Raw genomic sequence first — 18,365 nt, 5'->3', positions numbered from 1 at the left:
CTGGACCGGTGCTCAGACGCTGTGATTCAGGCTCAGCCCGCGCTCGGCGAGGACCTTCTTCGCCGTGAACGTCGCGTTGAGCGCCCGCGGGAACCCGCAGTAGACCGCCGAGTGCAGCAACGCCTCGATGATCTGTTCGGGTGCCAGTCCGACGTTCAGCGCGGCGTTGATGTGGACCTCGAGCTGTGGCTCGCAGCCGCCGAGCGCCGTGAGCATGCCGAGCGTGACGAGCTGCCGGTCGCGCGGCTCGAGGCCCGGTCTCGAATAGATCTCGCCGAACCCCCACGCGACGACCTGGTGCTCGAGCTCGGGTGAGATGTCCTTCAGCGCGTCGACGACCTTCGCGCCCGCCGTTCCGTCGACCGCATCGAGCACTTTGCGCCCTCGGTCGTAGCGTGCTTCGCGCGTCATGGCGTCGCCGGTCGGTGACTGCTGCGTCATCGTCTCGTTCATCACGACAGGGACGCTAGGACTTGGAGCGCGCTCCAGGTCAAAGCCAATTGATCGACGGTACCCAGGACGTGTGGAACGGACCTGCCTGTTCCTGGACGCTCACTCGCCCTGACGGTCCAGGAACCTCGAGAGCGGACCGGGCAGCTCGGCCGGGCGGTCGCCGAAGTCGACGACGACCACGGCCCGACCGGTCACGTCGTGCAGGGCCCGGTGCTCGCGCCCGACGACGACGCCGACGAGCCCGAGTCCCAGGAACGCGAAGCTCACCGGCATGGACACGGTCCGCACCAGCGCCGGCCACGGTCTCAGGGTGGTGCCGTCCCGCGCGACCACGCGGAGCCCGACCAGGCCCTGGCCGACCGTGCGACCGGCAACCGCCAGGGAGCCGAAGAAGTACACGAACAGCCACACCACGAGGAACACCGCGCTCAGCCACCCGGGCAGCCTCCCGACCACGGTCTGGTCGAAGAGGATGCGGGTCAGCCAGTCGAGGGTGGCGCTCGCCCCGGTGTAGACCAGCGTCACGATGGCCGCGTCGACCGCGAACGCCAGGGTCCGCCCGACCGGTCCCGCGTAGTGACCGGTGACCTCACGTCGGTCGCCGCCCTCCGCGGACGCGGCCGCCTCCGCGAGGGTCGGCGGGGCCACCGGGAAGGAGCCCGCCTCGCGGCGGAGCACGGTGTCGACCGCCCGGTTGACCCAGAAGTCGAGGCCGGCCACCTGACGGCGAGCGATGTCGATCGTCGAGCCGGCGAGGTGGCTGGTGCTCTCCGCGACGACCTCGGGGATGCCGGAACGGCGGACGACCGCCTCGAGGTCCACGTCCTCGAGCATCTGGTTGACGTCGACCCGGGCGAGCAGGCTGTTCATGTCGACCCGCGCGAGCAGCGTGTTCATGTCGACCCGGGAGAGCAGGGCGTTCATGTCCACCTGCTGCAGCACGGCGTCGAGGTCGATCCGCTCGAGGAGCCGTTGCACGTCGACCTTGTCGAGCAGCGAGTTCACATCGACGTGGTCGAGGACGATGTCGGGGTCCACGACGTCCAGCGCGCGGTCGGTGACCGCACCCGCAACCCGCCCGATGAGCCCCTTCTGGGGCGGGCGGACGGTGCCATCGGCCATCGGCGCTCCTCTCGCGCGTCACTGTCCCGCGACGGCGGAGTGTCGGCGTCACCCGCACCGGGTGACCGGCCCGGTCAGCCTAGCGCCTGGAGCTTGCCGAACCCGCTGCGCTGGAGGACCAGCGGCAGTCCAGCCATTGCTGATCGCCGGCGCAGTTGGGGACCTCCCGACGTCGACCGGAGAGACTGCGGCGCAGCGGGCGCTCGACGTACCGGAAGCTCGCCTCGGAGAGCACGACGAACACGACGACCCAGACGATGTCACCGACGACCGTGTGCCCGAGCACGGCGAGGATCGCGATCCTGGCCAGGACGTTCCAGAGGTAGATCGAGTAGGACCGCTGGCCGAGCCAGATCATGGGGCCGCTGGCCAGCAGCGAGGCGAGCGCCGAACGTGGCCGGGTGACGACGCCGACGAGCAGCACAAGCGTGAGCACCGTCCCCGCGACGATCACCACCGACGGACGGTAGGTGTCGTTCCGGTGTGCCAGGACGGGCAGGAGTACGGCGGCCAGCAGGGCCCAGGGCGCGAGGCAGCGCACCGCCCTGGGCAGCCACCCGTGGTGGAGCACGACCGCGAGCAGCGAGCCGACCAGGATGGGCAGCGCGTTGGTGTCGGTGCCGAAGTACTCGTGCTGGTCGTACTTCACCGACCGGCTGAGGCCGAGGTAGAGGTTGAGCGCGAGGGAGATCGCGATCAGCAGCACGGTGAGCGCAGCGAACAGGCGGGGGCTGCGGCGGTAGCCCCACAGCAGGACGAACGGCCACACCAGGTAGAACTGCTCCTCGACCGAGAGCGACCACGTGTAGTTGAAGTAGTCCTTGGTCACGAAGACGTGGTTGGTCCAGTCGAAGAGGCTCGTCGTCCAGGTCAGCGCCGCACCGGCCGGCGCGAGCGTCTGACCGACGGTGAGGTCCTGTCGGCGGACCAGCAACACCAGAGTCGTCACCACCACGACCGTCGCGAGGGCCGGGCCGAGGCGGGCCGCGCGCCTGCGATAGAACGCGCGGAGGTCGATCGTGCCGCTCTGGAGCTCGCGGACCAGCAGCGTGGTGATCAGGTAGCCCGACAGGCAGAAGAACACCGTCACGCCGACGAAGCCGTCGATCAGTGGCCGGGTCATCGCGTGCTGTCCCAGGACCAGGAGGATTGCCACGCCACGGACCCCATCCAGCCCAGGATGGTGAGCAGTGTCGCGGACGAGCCCGTCGCGCACGACGGGAACCTAGGCCGGCTTGATGAGGGGTGGATGAGGCCCTGATGAGAGTTCAGCCTGATGAGATCAGCCCGGCAGCAGCCAGACCTCGTCCCCGTTCCCTGCCGAGCCGCCGAAGGTCGGGCACCGCACCCCTGGCAGGGCCTGCACGTCGAAGATCTCCTCGACCCCGTTGTCGAACTGCAGGGTCGCGACCGTGGTCCCGGTGCCCAGCTCGATGACACCGACGCCGCACTTGAGCTGGTCGTGGTACGCCGCTATCGGTGCGCCGCCGAAGATGGCCGTCTCGCGGATCTTCGACAGCCCCACGAAGGCGAGGTCGCCGTGGAGGGCCAGGCCGCGCGCATAGCCCGGGACGGCCGCGACCACATCGCGGTCCCCGGTGGCCAGGTCGACGCGTTCGAGCCGGCCCATGCCGGAGTTGAGGACGAACAGCTCCCCCTCGTGCCAGCGCGGCGAGTGCGGCATCGCCAGTCCTGCGGTCACCACCTCACCTGAGGCCACGTCGAGCACGAGGCCGCTGTCGTTGCGGACCGTGCGCCACCCGCCGGGCTCGTCGGTCGGAGCCATCGCGGTGACGAACGCGGGCGATCCGCCCCGCATCGCCAGGCCGTTGAGGTGGCAGCGGTCCTGCGGGGCGAGCTGCGAGACGAACGGCGGCCGCCACCGTGGCACGAAGCTGTACCGCGGGGCGAGGCCCGCCAGGCAGGAGAAGAGAGTGTTGACCATCCACAGGTCCGGCTCGTCGCCGTCCGCGGCTCCCCAGGCGATCTCGTGGCACTGGATCTCGCCGACGACGACCGAGGAGCGTGGCAGCCAGCACCTGTCGTAGCGACCCTCGGGGTCGATCCTCGACGCGAGCTCGGAGTGGTCGCCCAGCGACCAGATCTGTCCCTTGCCCGCCACCGCGATCCGGTCGGCGCCGACCGCGACCCCCATGACCCGGTCGAAGGCCCGGAAGGAGAAGGCCAGCTCCTCGTCGGCCACACCGACCGCCACGAGCTGGCCCGCCTGGTAGGTCGACACCAGCAGCGAGCAGGCAGCGTCCTCGAGCACGTGCGGGAACCCGGTGCTGTAGTGGTAGCGGACCTCGGTCAGGCCCCCGTCGTCCGACGGAGTCCGATCTGTCACTGGTCCTGGGTCGTGTTGATGTCCTTGACCATCACGGTCCCCGACGCGCTCCCGTCCGACTTCCACAGCTCCTGACCGTGGCTGCCGTCGGCGGCGGCGAAGAACAGCGTCGTCCCCACGCGTGTCAGCGAGAACAGGCTGGACCCGGTGGCGCACGGATCGATGTCCTCGACCAGGCGAGTGCCCGACCTCCTGCCGTTCGACCGCCACAGCTCCTGGCCGTGGACGCCGTCCCTGGCAGTGAAGAACAACCTCCCGCCCGCCGTGGTCAACGAGTAGGGATAGCTGTCGTAGTCGCGCGGCCAGATGTCCTTGACCAGGACGGTGCCGGACCTCCTGCCGCTGGACCTCCACAGCTCCCTTCCGTGGACGCCGTCCGAGGCACTGAAGAAGAGCTTCTTGTCGACAGCGGTCAGCTGGCTCGGGCTGCTGCCGTACTCGCCTGGCCTGATGTCCTTGACCACGACGGTGCCGCGCTTCGTGCCGTCCGTCTTCCACAGCTCCTGGCCATGGGTGTCGTCGAAGGCGGTGAGGAAGAGCTTCCTGCCGAGTGCGGTCAGTGCGGACGGAGAGCCATGGTGCTTGCCCGGCACGATGTCCTTGACCAGGGACGTTCCGCCCTTCGTGCCGTCCGACTTCCAGAGCTCGACGCCGTGCCGCTTGTCGCGGGCGGCGAAGAACAGCCTCGTGCCCAGAGCGGCCAGGGAGGACGGGTCGCTGTCGGGTCTGCCTCGTCTGATGTCCTTGACCATGGTGGTGCCCGCTTGGGTCCCGTCCGACCTCCACAGCTCCCGGCCGTGGCGGCCGTCGTCGGCCACGAAGTAGAGGTGCCCGTCCACAGCCGTCAGGTTGTACGGGGAGGAGGATGCGGGTCCCGAGCGGCGCGTGCCCGGGTAGATGTCCTTGACCAGGACGGTGCCGGCCTGGGTGCCGTCCGACTTCCACAGTTCGGCGCCGTGGATGTCGTCGTCGGCCACGAAGAACAGCTCTCCGCCCACTGCGGTCAGGAATGAAGTGCCGTAGACGCCGTAGGCGGCGCCGCCCGGCTTGATGTCCTTGACCAGGACCGTGCCGGCCCGGGTGCCGTCGGACTTCCACAGCTCCGGGCCGTGCGTACCGTCGTCGGCGGTGAAGAAGAGCTCTGCGCCGACAGCGGTGAGCCAGTTGGGGCCGTAGCTGGAGGTGTCCGGCTGGATGTCCATGACCAGGACCGTGCCCGCCTCGGTGCCGTCGGACCTCCAGAGCTCTCGCCCGTGGTTGCCGTCCTCGGCGGTGAAGAACAGCGTCCCGCCCACGTCCGTCAGCGATCCGGGCTGTCCCGAAGGGCGGGGTTCAGGCGGGCACGGCGCCCCTGCAGTAGCGGCGTCCGCAGCCGTCTCCGCCCTCGCGGTCGGGGTCGCGTAGCCGGCGGACGCCGCTACGCCGGCCAATCCGAGCGCAGCGGCCGTCGCGGCCGTGGCGGCGCGAGTCGACCCGACAGCGCGGGCGCGGCGACGCAGCATCTTGGCCCGGGCTGCGTGGGCGCGGAGCACCTTCTTCTTCGCAGTTCGCTGGCGACGGCTCATGGCGCACCTGCCTTCCTCGACCCGGCCGCCGCACTCCGCGCGCCAGGTCGCCGGGTGTTGATGTCCCTGACCATGACCGTGCCGGCCTTGGTGCCGTTCGACTTCCACAGCTCCGATCCGTGCCTGCTGTCGCTCGCGGCGAAGAACAGCGTGCTCCTCGCCCGCGTCAGCGAGGAGAGCCCGGCGTAGTGGCCGGCGCAGCGACTGATGTCCTTGACGAGGCCGGTGCCCGATCCGGTGCCATCGGACTTCCACAGCTCCTTGCCGTGGACGCCGTCCAGGGCGGTGAAGAACAGCCTCTCGCCCACCGCGGTCAGAGAGGACGGAGAGCCGGCGGCGCGTCCATTCGCGATGTCCTTGACCAGAACCGTGCTCGAGCCGCTGCCCCCCGACCTCCACAGCTCCTCCCCGTGCACGCCGTCCGTGGCGGTGAAGAACAGCTTGTCGCCGAGCGCGGTCAAGTAGCTGGGACTGGACGAGAGCGGGTAGTCGCCCTCGGTGCCGGGCCTGATGTCCTTGACGAGGAGGGTGCCGGCCTTCGTGCCGTTCGAGCTCCACAGCTCCCTGCCTCGGGTGCTGTCGGTCGCGGCGAAGTACAGCTTCCCGCCTACTGTAGCCAGGAACGAGGGGTAGGACTCGTTGGGGTAGCGATAGCCGTCGCTGTCGAAGCCGCCGGGGTAGATGTCCTTGACCAGGACGGTGCCGGCCTTCGTGCCGTTCGACTTCCACAGCTCCCTGCCGTGGGTCTCGTCGTCGTCGGTGAAGTACAACAGCGTGCCCGCAGCGGTCAGGGAGGCTGGGTCGTAGTCGTAGTCGTTGGACATGCCCCCGGGGTTCAAGGTCTTGACCAGGACGGTGCCGGCCTTCGTGCCGTTCGACTTCCACAGCTCGGTGCCATGGGTGCTGCCGGCGAGCAGGAACAACGTCTCTCCCACCGCGGTCAGGGATGAGGGATAGCTGCTGGACCGGCCCCGCCCGACGTCTTTGACGAGAACGGTGCCGCGCTTGGTGCCGTCCGACTTCCACAGCTCCGTGCCATGGGCGCGGTCATCAGCGGTGAAGAGCAGCTTCCCGTCCACGGCGGTCAAGTAGGTCGGACCGTCGTGCTGCCCTCGCGGACCGGGCTTGATGTCCTTGACCAGCACGGTGCCGTGCCTGGTGCCGTCCGACTTCCACAGCTCCCTGCCGTGGATGGTGTCGCTGGCAGTGAAGAACAACGTCCTGCCGACAGTGGTCAAGTAGGTCGGACCGGAGCCGGAGGGTCCCGAGCTGATGTCCTTGAGCAGCACGGTGCCCCGCTTGGTCCCATCGGACTTCCACAGCTCCCTGCCATGGATGCCGTCGTCGGCGGTGAAGAACAGTGTCGCCCGCAGGGCCGCCAGGTCCGAGGGTTTGCTCGAGCGGGTGCGCGGGTGGGGGCATCGCGCCAGCGAGGAGGCGGCGCTCGATGCTGGGTCCTGCACCGGCTCCGCCCTGAGGCCGGGTGTTGCGACGTGCGCGGACGCCGCCACACCGGCAAATGTCACGGCAGCGGCTGTCGCGGCCGTGGCAGCTCGGGTCGCGCCGACTCCTCGGGCCTGGCGACGCAGGACCTTGGCCCGGGCCACCCGGGCGCGCGCCACCCTCTTCTGCGCACCTCGCCGGCGACGACTCATGGCAACCACGAACTTCCGCGACGCGGTCGCCGTCGTCATCGTGACCTCGAGCGGCCTCTTCCCCTTCTAACCCACCACCGAGGAGCGCGACAATCGACAGTTCGGGCCATTTGCACCTGACCCCTCCGAGGTCGTCGCCTCGGGGCGGAGAGGCTCACACAAGCGAGTGCGATCCCGTCGTCCACGTCCGCGGCGACGCGGGCTTCGCCGATCCTGGGGTCAGGAGGCTCAGGCCCGCTCGGACGGGGCGGCGACGGAGAGCCCGGGCGAGCGTGGTCTCGCCGCGGGTGATCCGCGCGAACTGCTGCCAGCCCACCGAGGTCGACCGGATCAGCTCGTGGAAGGCCCAGGGACGGTGCTCGAAGGCGCGCAGGCAGCGCTCGCCGGCGGCCATCTCGGGCAGCACGTCGGCCGAGAGGGCGGCGCGGTAGCGCTCGACCGCGCCGGCCGGTCCGCCCGCCGCCACGGCGCCGGCCAGGGCGCCCGAGCGGGTGGCGAACGAGATGCCCTCGCGGGTCCAGGGCTCGAGGAGCCCGGCGGCGTCTCCGGCGAGCAGCACCCGACCGCGGCCCAGGGGCGAGTCCGGCGTCCGGCACCGGGTCAGGTGGCCCGAGTCGTGCAACACGCGCAGCCGCTCGAGGCCGACCCACCGGACGAAGTCACGCAAGTAGCGTCTCGTGGCCTCGCCGGCACCACGGGCCGCGATGACGCCGACGGTCAGCGTGTCGCCCTTGGGGAAGACCCAGGCGTACGAGCCCGGGATCGGCCCCCAGTCGAGGTGGACCCGGTCCGTCCACTCCCCCGCGACCGGGCCCGCGTCGAGCTCGAGCTCCAGCCCGAGGTCGACGTGGGCGAGCCGGACACCGACGTCCCGGGCCAGCCGGCTCGAGGTGCCGTCGGCGGCCACCACGACCTGCGCGCGGAGCGGACCGTCGCTGGTCCGTACGACGTCGTCGGAGACCGACAGCACCCGGCACGGCACCCGCACCTCAGCGCCCGCGTCGGCCGCCTGTTGCAGCAGCCACTCGTCGAGCTCGGCCCTGGTGACCATCTGCAGGCACGGCTCGCCGACAGTGCGGGTGCGCCGCCGGCGACCGGCCAGCGACAGCGACACCCGGGTGATGGACGCGCGGACCGGCGGCCGCCCCGGCAGCGCCGCCAGGGAGGGGCCGATCAGGCCCCCGCCGCAGGTCTTGTACCGAGGGAACGCCGCCCGGTCGAGGACCACCACGCGCGCCCCGGCCGCCGCGGCCGCGCGCGCCGCCGACGAGCCCGCCGGCCCCGCACCGACCACGGCGACGTCGTACTCCTCCACGACCGGCGACGCTAGACGCTGACCCGCGCGCACTGAACGGGCGGGTCAGGGTCCGTGGGTGGCTCTCAGACGGCTGCCATGACCGGAACGGTGGTGGCCCCCTTGGCGGCGGTGAGCCAGACCTTGGCGCCTTCCTCGATGCCGAGGTTGCGGGCGAGAGTGCGGGTCATCGTGACCAGCACCTCTGAGCCGTCGTCGGCCGCAACCGTGACGCGAACCTCGAAGCCGACCCGCAGGACCCGGGTGACGGTGCCGGCGACCGCGCCGAGGGCGCCCGGTGACGTCGAGACCTCGATGTCGTGCGGGCGCACGGTCTGGCCGCCCAGGTCGGTCGTCTCCCCCAGGAACCGCATGACGAAGTCGTTGGCCGGCTTGTCGTAGAGCTCGTCCGGGGAGCCGATCTGCTCCACCCTCCCGTCGTTGATCACCACGATCTCGTCGGCGACCTCGAGGGCCTCCTCCTGGTCGTGGGTCACGAAGATCGTCGTGGTGTGCACCTCGTCGTGCAGCCGGCGCAGCCAGTCGCGCAGCTCCTTGCGGACCTTCGCGTCCAGCGCGCCGAACGGCTCGTCGAGCAGCAGCACGGTCGGCTCCACCGCCAGCGCCCTGGCCAGCGCCATGCGCTGACGCTGGCCGCCCGAGAGCTGGGAGGGCATCCGGTCGCGGAACTGGGAGAGGTGCACGAGCTCGAGGAGCTCGTCCACCCGCTTGGCGATCTCGGCCTTGGGTCGCTTGCGGATCTCGAGGCCGAACGCCACGTTCTTGGCCACCGACATGTGCTTGAAGACCGCGTAGTGCTGGAACACGAAGCCGACGTTGCGTTTGCGCGCCGGCAGGTTCGTGGCCTCGCGGCCCTCGATGGTGACGGTGCCGTGATCGGGGGTGTCGAGGCCCGCGATGATCCGCAGCAACGTGGACTTGCCACCGCCGGAGGGGCCGAGCAGGGCCGTCAGCTGGCCGGTGGGCAGGGAGACGGTGACGTCGTCGAGGGCGACGAAGTCACCGAAGGTCTTTGTCAGACCGGAGACATCGATGCTCATGGTTTCTCCTGGATGGCGGCCGTGGCGGTGGCCCGGCCCTTCTTCTGGTCCTTGGGGCGCAGCAGCGCCACGACGACGAGGCAGAGGACGGCGGCGGCGACGAGCACGAACGAGACGGCGTACGCCGTCTGCTGCTCGAAGTTCTGGTACTTCTGCTGCACCAGCACCGGTGCCGTGGTGGTCTCGCCGCTCACGTTGCCGGCGACGACCTTGACCGCGCCGAACTCACCGAGCGAGCGGGCGAGGCTGAGCACGACGCCGTAGACGACCGCCCACTTGATCCCGGGCAGGGTCACTCGCCAGAACGTCTGCCAGCCGGTCGCGCCGAGGCTGTTCGCGGCCTGCTCCTGCTCGTCGCCCATGTCCTCGAGCACGGGGACGACCTCGCGGATCACGAGCGGCAGCGCCACGAACGTGGTCGCCATGATCATGCCCGGCTGGGCGAAGACGACCTGCAGGCCGTGGGACTCCAGGGTCGGGCCGAACCACCCGTAGCGGCCGTTGTAGACCAGCACCAGCGCCAGGCCGACAACGATCGGCGAGACGGCCAGCGGGAGGTCGATCAACGCCGAGAGCACCCGCTTGCCGGGGAACTCATAGCGCACGAGCAGCATCGACATGCCGACGCCGAACACCAGGTTGATGACCACGGCGCACACGGCGACGGTGAGGCTCAGCTGGAGCGCGTGGATGACGTCCGGGTCGCTGAGGGCTTCCTTGAACCCCTCGATGCCGCCCTCGAAGGCACGACTGACGATGAGGCTGCTCGGCCAGGCGACCAGGAAGAACAGGTAGCCGACGACGATGACTCGCAGCACCCACTTCAGGACCGGGTTGCCGGAGCCCACGACGGTGGACTGCGTGCTAGCCACGGCGCGCCAACCTCCTCTGGATCAGGTCGAACACGACGATCGCCAGCAGCGCGATGAACAGCAGGATCGTCGCGACCGCGGCGGCCGTCTGCGGGTTCCCGCCCTCGATCGCGCTGTAGACGCGGACAGAGGCGACCTCCGTGCGGTTGGGAAGGTTGCCGCTGAGGAGCACGAGCGAGCCGTACTCGCTGATGGCCCGCGCGAACGACAGCGTCGCACCCGCGAAGATCGCCGGGATCAGCGTCGGGAGCGTGACGCGCCGGAACGTCGTGGCCCGTGAAGCACCCAGCGACGCGGCCGCGTCCTCGACGTCGGTCTCCATCTCCTCCAGCACCGGCTGCACCGTGCGCACGACGAACGGCACCGTGACGAACGCGAGCGCCAGGAACACCGCCTTGCGGGTGTTGTTCCACTCCAGGCCGAGCGGGCTCTCCGCGCCGTACAGGGACAGCAGCACGAGGCCGGCCACGATCGTCGGCATCGCGAACGGGATGTCGATGACGAGGTCGATGAGCGACTTCCCGGGGAACCGGTCCCGGACCAGCACCCACGCGATGATCGTGCCGACCACGATGTTCAGGGCAGTGACGCCGAGCGAGCTCAGCACCGTCAGCTTCAGGGCGTTGAACGTCTGCTGGTTGGTCAGCGCGTCCTTGAACGGTCCCAACCCGTCCTCGCCGGCGTTCCACACGACCGCGGCGAGCGGGATCAGCACCAGGACGCTGAACCAGAGCATGGCGACGCCCAGGCCGAGCGCACTGCCCCTGGTCAGGTTGTGCCGCGAGGCCGACCGGCGCACGCGCGCCGGCCGGCCCCCCGCGACACTGGCTGTCGCAGTAGACATCTGGTCCTACTGCCCGGCCTCGGCCTGGATCTTGGTCAGGATGCCGTCGTCCTCGTCGAAGTACGTCGAGTTGGCATCGGCCCAGCCACCGAAGTCGCCGTCGATGGTGAGCAGCTTGCCCGGCGCCGGGTAGGGATCGCTCGGGTCGTTGGCGCCGTCGACCTCGAGGTCGGAGACGTCGACGAGCGGGCGGTAGCCGGTCTCGGCGTACAGCTTCTGGCCGTCTTCGCTCTTCTGGAAGGCGAGGAACTCCTCGGCCGCCTTCGGGGCGCCATCGACGAGCGCGCACGCGTTGTCGATGGAGAGCGTGGTGTCCGGGATGATGTAGTCGAAGTCCTGGCCCGACTGGCGGGCGAGGATCGCCTCGTTCTCGTAGGACAGCAGCACGTCACCGGTGCCGCTGGTGAACGCCGTGGTGGCGTCGCGGCCGCTGTCGGGCAGCGCGGCGACGTTGCCGAAGAACTTCGTCATGTACTCCTGCGCACCCTCGTCGCTGCCGGTCTCGTCCTTGGCCGCGCCGTACGCCGCGAGCAGGTTCCACTTCGCGGACCCGGAGGAAGCCGGGTTCGGGGTCACGATGCCGACGCCCGGCTGGACCAGGTCGTCCCAGCTCTCGATGCCCTTCGGGTTGCCCTTCTGGACCACGAAGACCACGACCGAGTTGGTGCAGATGCCCTTGGTGTCGTTGTCCTTCCAGTCCTCGGCCACCAGCCCCGCGTCGACCAGCCGGGTCACGTCGGGCTCGAGGGAGAGGTGGACCTCGGAGGCCTTGGCACCCGCAGCCACGGCACGCGACTGGTCGCCGGACGCGCCGTAGGACTCCTTGAAGGTGACGTCCTTGCCCGCGTCGGTCTTCTCGAAGGCGGAGATGACGCCCTTGTTTGCCTGCTCGAGCACCGAGTAGCCGACGATCGTGAGCGTCGTCTTGTCGGAGGCATCGGAGTCGCCACCGCACCCGGTCAAGGCCAGCACCCCGGCGACGGTCAGCGTCGCCGCAACCTTGATCGTCCTGTTCATCGAGTTCCCTTTCCTCGCCACTCCCGAAAGCGGCTTGCTCAGTTATCATGAGCAGACTACTCGACTTAGGTGCCTTGATGGCAAATGCCCCGGGCGTGGCGCGCGTCACGCATCCACAGGCAGAGACCGGGTGGGGCTCACCGGCCCTTCGGACTAGGCTGGATCAGGTGCGTCGGGCACCCCTGACGGAGATCGCTGGAACGCGTTCCAGACGTGTCATACCGCGGGTACGATCGAGGGCCGACTCACGACGACTCAGCAACCCCATGCAACGCAACCAGCAGGTCAGCCAGCGCGCCTCGTCGCCACGCCTGGCTCGGAGCAGCACCGAGGAAGTGTGACCACCACCGTGCCCAAGCAGGTCAAGCAGGTCGATCGGGTCATCATCAGGTTCGCGGGCGACTCCGGAGACGGGATGCAGCTGACCGGGGACCGGTTCACCCAGGAGTCGGCGGCGTTCGGCAACGACCTGGTGACGCTGCCCAACTTCCCCGCCGAGATCCGCGCCCCGCAGGGGACGCTGCCCGGTGTCTCGTCGTTCCAGGTGCACTTCGCCGACCACGACATCCTCACCGCCGGCGACGCCCCCGACGTGCTGGTCGCGATGAACCCCGCCGCGCTCAAGGCCAACCTCGGCGACCTGCCCAGGGGCGCGACGATCATCGTCGACACCCACGACTTCACCGACCGCAACCTGACCAAGGCCGGCTACACCTCCAACCCGCTGGAGACGCTCGGTGACGCCAACGACTCAGCCCCCGGGTCACTCGGCGAGTTCGTGGTGCACCCCGTCGACCTGACCGGGATGACGGTGGCGGCGGTCAAGCAGTTCGGGCTGACGCGCAAGGACGCCGCTCGGGCCAAGAACATGTTCGCGCTCGGGTTGTTGTCGTGGATGTACGGACGGCCGACCGAGACCACGATCACCTTCCTGGAGAAGCGGTTCGCGCGGGTCGAGGACATCCGCGACGCCAACATCGCGGCGTTCAAGGCCGGGTGGAACTTCGGAGAGACCACGGAGACCTTCGTGGTCCAGTACGAGGTGAAGCCGGCCCCGATGGCGCCGGGCACCTACCGCAACATCAGCGGCAACCTGGCGCTGGCCTACGGGCTGGTGGCCGGCAGCGTCCAGACCGGGCTGGACATCGTGCTGGGCAGCTACCCGATCACCCCTGCCTCCGACATCCTCCACGAGCTGAGCAAGCACAAGGCGTTCGGCGTGACGACGTTCCAGGCCGAGGACGAGATCGCCGGCATCGGCGCGGCCATCGGCGCGTCGTTCTCGGGCAAGCTCGGGGTCACCTCCACCAGTGGCCCGGGCATCGCGCTGAAGTCCGAGGCGATCGGCCTGGCGGTGATGACCGAGCTCCCGCTCGTCGTCGTCGACGTGCAGCGTGGCGGGCCCTCGACGGGGCTGCCCACCAAGACCGAGCAGGCCGACCTGCTGCAGGCGATGTTCGGCCGCAACGGCGAGGCGCCGGTGCCGATCGTGGCACCGCAGTCCCCCGGCGACTGCTTCGACGCCGCCCTCGAGGCGATCCGGATCGCGGTGACCTACCGCACCCCGGTGATGCTGCTCTCCGACGGCTACCTCGCCAACGGCTCCGAGCCATGGCGGGTGCCCGACCTCGAGGACCTGCCCGCGATCGACCCCGGCTTCGCCACGGTCAAGAACCACGGCGCAGACGAGGACGGCCAGCCGACCGAGTTCTGGCCCTACCTGCGCGACGACGAGACGCTGGCCCGGCCGTGGGCGATCCCCGGCACCCCCGGCCTCGAGCACCGCATCGGCGGCCTCGAGAAGGGCGACGGGCACGGCAACATCTCCTACGACCCGGCCAACCACGACCTGATGGTCCGCACCCGCCAGGCCAAGATCGACCGGATCGCCGACTCGCTGCGGCCGCTGGAGGTCGACGACCCCTCCGGCCGGGCCAGGGTCCTGGTCGTCGGCTGGGGGTCGACCTACGGCCCGATCGGCGCCGGCGTACGCCGCGTCCGCGCCGCCGGCTACCACGTCGCCCAGGTGCACCTGCGCCACCTCAACCCGTTCCCCAAGGACCTCGGCGAGATCCTGAAGCGCTACGACAAGGTGCTGGTGCCCGAGATGAACCTCGGTCAGCTCGCGCTGCTGCTGCGCGGCAAGTACCTCGTCGACGCGATCGGCTACAACCACGTGCGCGGGCTGCCGCTGAAGGCGACGGAGCTGGCCCTGGCCATCGGCCACCTCGTCTCCGAGGCCGAGGGCATCGAGGTCGACCTCGGCGTGCACGGCCTGACCACTCCCCAGGAGGTTTCCTGATGAGCATCGACCTGGGCCTGCCCGGTCTGCGCTCCGGCATCGAGGGTGTCCCGACCTTCGACGGCGAGCAGAACGCCAAGGAGTACACCTCCGACCAGGAGGTGCGCTGGTGCCCCGGGTGCGGCGACTACGCCGTGCTCAAGGCGGTGCAGGGGTTCCTGCCACAGCTGGGGCTGCGCCGGGAGAACATCGTCTTCGTCTCCGGGATCGGCTGCTCCTCGCGGTTCCCCTACTACCTCGACACCTACGGCATGCACTCGATCCACGGCCGGGCGCCGTCGATCGCGACCGGCATCGCCACGGCCCGGGAAGACCTCTCGGTGTGGGTGGTCACCGGTGACGGCGACGCGCTCTCGATCGGTGGCAACCACCTGATCCACGCGCTGCGCCGCAACGTGAACATGACGATCCTGCTGTTCAACAACCGGATCTACGGACTGACCAAGGGCCAGTACTCCCCCACCAGCGAGGCCGGCAAGATCACCAAGTCCACCCCGATGGGCTCGGTCGACCACCCGTTCAATCCGGTGTCGCTGGCGCTCGGCGCCGAGGGCACCTTCGTCGCGCGGACCATCGACTCCGACCGCAGGCACCTCACCTCCGTGCTCTCGGCGGCGGCCGCACACCGTGGCACCTCGTTCGTGGAGATCTACCAGAACTGCCCGATCTTCAACGACGGCGCCTTCGACGCGATCAAGGGCCAGGACACCAAGGCCGACGCGATCATCCCGCTCGAGGACGGCCAGCCGATCCGGTTCGGGGCCCCCGACCCTTCAGGGCAGGGAGCCAAGGGGCTGGTCCGCGACACCGAGACCGGCGGGGTGAAGGTCGCGCTGGTCGCCGACGTCGGCGAGGACGCGATCCTCGTCCACGACGCGCACAACCCGGACCCGACGATGGCCTTCGCGATCTCGCGGCTGACCGACGCCGGCTACCTCAGCCAGTCACCGATCGGGATCTTCCGCCAGGTCGAGCGGCCGACGTACGACGACCAGGCCCGCGCCCAGGTCGCCACCGCCCGCGACGCCGTGGACGGCACGCCGACCGAGCGGCTCGCCGCACTCATCGGCGGCGGCGACACCTGGACCGTGGTCTAGCGCCCCGCCAACCGCGCACAACGGCCCCGCACCACCGAGCTGGTGCGGGGCCGTCGTCGCTGCTAGCTGGGCTGCCAGACCTTCTTGCCGTGGACGGTGACGATGCAGCCGACCGGGACGATGTGCTGGTTGGTGGTCGCCGTCGCCGGCGCGAGCACGCGGTAGCACGTGCGCGTGTGCTTGTACTGGTAGACGCGCGTGCGGAACTTGCCGTTGTTCTTGTTCACAGTGAGCTTGCGGTAGAGGACGAAGTTCCCACCGTTGGCGTTGCGGAAGATGCCGACCTTGGTCACGCCGGCCACGCCGTAGATGATGAAGTGGTCGTTGCCGGCCTCCACCATGGTGGCCCGCAGGGGCGTGAGCCCCTTGGCGGCGACCGGGGTCGGTCGCATCGCCTGGGAGGGCGAGGCCAGGGTGATGGACAAGGGGAGGGCCACGAAGATGCCCATCAACAGGGCGACGGTGCGACTGCGGAGCATGGTGTTACCTCTCGATGACTGTCTCGGGTCTGTCAGGCGCAGACAGTAGCCCGGTGACAGCGCCGCTTGACACCGCCCGAACTGACTACAGACAAGACCCCCGCACGTGCTACGTGCGGGGGTCCGTCTGCTCCGGATCAGCTGCTGGTGATGCAGCCGATCACCGGAGAGGTCGTCTTCTTGTACGTCGCGGTGGCCGGGACCTGGATCTTGAAGCAGGTCTTCTTGCGGCCCACCTCGGCGATCGAGGTGCGGAACTTGCCGCTCGACTTGGTCTTGACCTTCTTGAACACCTTGTAGGGGCCGCCGCTCACGTTGCGCAGGACCTTGATCTTGTGCTTCGGGTAGGTCGCGACCTTCCCCTTGATGTAGAAGTGGTTGGTGTTGCGGATCTCGCCACCGCCGAGACCGGTGATCTGGTGCTTGGGCTTGCCCATCGCGTCCGCGGGCGAGATGAGTGCCTGACCGGCCGAGGCGGTCAGGATCAGGGCCACGAGGGCAGCGACGATTCGAGCAAGACGCATTGTTTCTCCAATGGACGAGGTCGTGACTGGATCTTTTTCGACCCTACCCATCCCGCGCGTGGATAACCGAAACCCGACCCATACGCTGTCGCAGTGACGGACCAGCGCCGAGGCTTGATCCTCGGGGTCACGGCGTACGTCCTGTGGGGTGGTTTCCCGCTCTACTGGCCGCACCTGGAGCCTGCAGGCGCCATCGAGATCCTCGCCCACCGGGTGCTGTGGTCGCTGGTCACCATGGGGCTGCTGGTGCTCGTGCTGCGGCGTACGGCGCAGTTCCGGGCGCTGTTCTCGCACCGGCGGACCTTCCTGCTGCTGGCCGCGGCGGCGTTCACCATCACCTTCAACTGGGCGACCTACATCTGGGGCGTCAACAACGGCAAGGTCGTCGAGACCTCCCTCGGCTACTTCATCAACCCGTTGGTCACCGTGCTCATGGGGGTCTTCGTCCTGGGCGAGCGGCTGCGGCCCTTGCAGTGGGTGGCGATGAGCGTCGCCGGGCTGGCGGTGGTGGTGCTGACGCTCGACTACGGCCGGCTGCCGTGGGTGGCGCTGGTGCTGGCCTTCTCGTTCGGCAGCTACGGCCTGGCCAAGAAGTCCGCCAACGTCGAGGCGGTCGAGTCGCTCACCCTCGAGACGACACTGATCGCGCCGTTCGCGGCGCTCTACCTCGCCTGGCTGTCCATGCACGGGGACTCGCACTTCACCTCGGAGGGCACCGGCCACGCGCTGCTGCTCAGCACCACCGGCCTGGTGACCGCGGTCCCGCTCATCTGCTTCGGTGCGGCCGCGATCCGGGTCTCGATGGTGACCCTGGGGCTGCTGCAGTACCTCGCCCCCGTCATCCAGTTCGCCCTCGGCGTCCTCTACTTCCACGAGGCCATGCCGGCCGGCCGGTGGGTCGGCTTCATGCTCGTGTGGGTCGCGCTGGTGATCTTCACCGTCGAGGCCAATGCGCACCGGCGGCGGCAGCTGCGGCTGACTGCGATCGCGTCGGCGGCCTGAACCGGTGGGATCCCAGGTTCACCTGGGATCCCTGCAGGTGGGATGCCCGTGGGTGCCGGCAGGCGCGCGGGCACTCACGACACCGTCAGGGTCACCGGATGTCCGGCTCTCCTGACGCTTCCGTGGGTGGGTGGCCGCCCACGCCGGGCAGCGGTGACCTGTCAACCGGTCTGAGCCGTCCAGGGGTTCACCGACCACCGGCGTCTCGTCGTGTCCCGCCGACCTGCCGAGGTGGCGGTGGGTGATCAACCACCCTGGGCCAGGCTGCGGTTGATTGCTCACCGCTGCCCTGGCCCGCGCATGGCAGGGGCGCCGAGGGCGATCCTTGACGGCAAGAGGCGATCAGGAGTGGGCGCGGGCATCCACCAGCCCCATCGGCGGGTTTGCGGAGGGAAGTCGGCACCTGGTGCCGGGAATCCTCGGCAAAGACGGGTCCAGCTGATAGGCACCACATCTCGGCGTCCTGGGTGGCCAATATGCGGTGCAGATCGCAGAACACGGCGGGTGCGGGCCTGCTACGCGCGCGGCCGCCCACCCACGGATCAGTCAGAAGAGCCGGATATCCGGTGACTCTGACGCTTGCGGTGGGTTGCGGCGTGCTACCCGCGCGGCCGCCCACCCACGGATGGGTCACAAGAGCCGGTTTTCGCGGTCAGCGCGGCTCGGGCGACCCCGGCCGCACCAGCCCGTGCTCGTAGGCGAAGACCACCGCGTGCACGCGGTCGCGCAGG

16 protein-coding genes are annotated in these 18,365 nt (G+C 69.5%); 3 read left to right on the top strand and 13 right to left on the bottom strand.

Annotation, left to right across the window (positions count from 1 at the left end):
* Positions 1-12: 12 nt before the first annotated feature.
* The 11 genes from VFV89_RS04155 to VFV89_RS04105 all read right to left on the bottom strand — a co-directional run bounded on the left by VFV89_RS04155 (position 13) and on the right by VFV89_RS04105 (position 12,230).
* Positions 13-453, bottom strand: coding sequence for a carboxymuconolactone decarboxylase family protein (locus tag VFV89_RS04155; RefSeq protein ID WP_329704641.1), 441 nt, complete (start codon positions 451-453; stop codon positions 13-15).
* Between the two features lie 99 nt (positions 454-552).
* Positions 553-1,575 carry an RDD family protein gene (locus tag VFV89_RS04150; protein WP_329704639.1) on the bottom strand — a complete coding sequence of 341 codons (1,023 nt, stop codon included), beginning with the start codon at positions 1,573-1,575 and terminating at the stop codon, positions 553-555.
* Positions 1,576-1,654: 79 nt separating this feature from the next.
* On the bottom strand, positions 1,655-2,791 hold the full coding sequence (locus VFV89_RS04145; RefSeq protein ID WP_329704638.1) for an acyltransferase: 1,137 nt from the start codon (positions 2,789-2,791) through the stop codon (positions 1,655-1,657).
* Positions 2,792-2,857: 66 nt separating this feature from the next.
* Positions 2,858-3,922 carry a TIGR03032 family protein gene (locus VFV89_RS04140; RefSeq protein WP_329704637.1) on the bottom strand — a complete coding sequence of 355 codons (1,065 nt, stop codon included), beginning with the start codon at positions 3,920-3,922 and terminating at the stop codon, positions 2,858-2,860.
* Entirely contained in the window at positions 3,919-5,217 is a 1,299-nt protein-coding gene (locus VFV89_RS04135) for an ELWxxDGT repeat protein (protein ID WP_329704636.1), read from the bottom strand. Before VFV89_RS04135 ends, VFV89_RS04140 begins: the two co-directional genes overlap by 4 nt.
* A 266-nt stretch (positions 5,218-5,483) precedes the next feature.
* Entirely contained in the window at positions 5,484-6,950 is a 1,467-nt protein-coding gene (locus VFV89_RS04130; protein WP_329704635.1) for an ELWxxDGT repeat protein, read from the bottom strand.
* Between the two features lie 346 nt (positions 6,951-7,296).
* Positions 7,297-8,457 (bottom strand): geranylgeranyl reductase family protein, encoded by a 1,161-nt coding sequence (locus tag VFV89_RS04125; protein WP_329704634.1) that lies wholly within the window; start codon positions 8,455-8,457, stop codon positions 7,297-7,299.
* Positions 8,458-8,522: 65 nt separating this feature from the next.
* The gene (locus VFV89_RS04120) at positions 8,523-9,497 is read right to left on the bottom strand and encodes a sulfate ABC transporter ATP-binding protein (protein WP_329704633.1); all 975 of its coding nucleotides are present in this window, start codon (positions 9,495-9,497) and stop codon (positions 8,523-8,525) included.
* Positions 9,494-10,369, bottom strand: a complete 876-nt coding sequence (locus VFV89_RS04115) for a sulfate ABC transporter permease (RefSeq protein ID WP_329704632.1) — start codon at positions 10,367-10,369, stop codon at positions 9,494-9,496. Before VFV89_RS04115 ends, VFV89_RS04120 begins: the two co-directional genes overlap by 4 nt.
* Entirely contained in the window at positions 10,362-11,213 is an 852-nt protein-coding gene (cysT, locus tag VFV89_RS04110; RefSeq protein WP_329704631.1) for a sulfate ABC transporter permease subunit CysT, read from the bottom strand. The genes VFV89_RS04115 and cysT overlap by 8 nt, the downstream gene beginning before the upstream one ends.
* Positions 11,214-11,219: 6 nt before the next feature.
* Complete coding sequence (locus VFV89_RS04105; RefSeq protein ID WP_329704630.1) at positions 11,220-12,230, bottom strand: sulfate ABC transporter substrate-binding protein; 1,011 nt, start codon at positions 12,228-12,230, stop codon at positions 11,220-11,222.
* Positions 12,231-12,567: 337 nt separating this feature from the next.
* Here VFV89_RS04105 and VFV89_RS04100 point away from each other — a divergent pair, with 337 nt between their 5' ends.
* Together VFV89_RS04100 and VFV89_RS04095 are read left to right on the top strand one after the other, a co-directional pair.
* Positions 12,568-14,532, top strand: coding sequence for a 2-oxoacid:acceptor oxidoreductase subunit alpha (locus VFV89_RS04100; RefSeq protein ID WP_414690345.1), 1,965 nt, complete (start codon positions 12,568-12,570; stop codon positions 14,530-14,532).
* On the top strand, positions 14,532-15,629 hold the full coding sequence (locus VFV89_RS04095; protein ID WP_329704629.1) for a 2-oxoacid:ferredoxin oxidoreductase subunit beta: 1,098 nt from the start codon (positions 14,532-14,534) through the stop codon (positions 15,627-15,629). The genes VFV89_RS04100 and VFV89_RS04095 overlap by 1 nt, the downstream gene beginning before the upstream one ends.
* Positions 15,630-15,691: 62 nt before the next feature.
* On the opposite strand, the gene VFV89_RS04090 is transcribed toward VFV89_RS04095, so the two are convergent.
* Positions 15,692-16,108, bottom strand: coding sequence for a hypothetical protein (locus tag VFV89_RS04090; RefSeq protein ID WP_329704628.1), 417 nt, complete (start codon positions 16,106-16,108; stop codon positions 15,692-15,694).
* Between the two features lie 137 nt (positions 16,109-16,245).
* A complete protein-coding gene (locus VFV89_RS04085) occupies positions 16,246-16,632 on the bottom strand; it encodes a hypothetical protein (RefSeq protein WP_329704627.1) in 387 nt (128 codons plus the stop codon).
* Positions 16,633-16,725: 93 nt separating this feature from the next.
* Between VFV89_RS04085 and rarD the strand changes: the two genes are divergently transcribed.
* Positions 16,726-17,634 (top strand): EamA family transporter RarD, encoded by a 909-nt coding sequence (rarD, locus tag VFV89_RS04080; RefSeq protein ID WP_329704626.1) that lies wholly within the window; start codon positions 16,726-16,728, stop codon positions 17,632-17,634.
* Positions 17,635-18,365: the final 731 nt, after the last annotated feature.

Origin of the sequence: Nocardioides sp., from assembly GCF_036274455.1 — a bacterium.
In the GTDB taxonomy this organism is placed as follows: domain Bacteria; phylum Actinomycetota; class Actinomycetes; order Propionibacteriales; family Nocardioidaceae; genus Nocardioides.
Note: the sequence above shows the minus strand (reverse complement) of the source record. Positions and strands in the feature narration are given on the sequence as shown.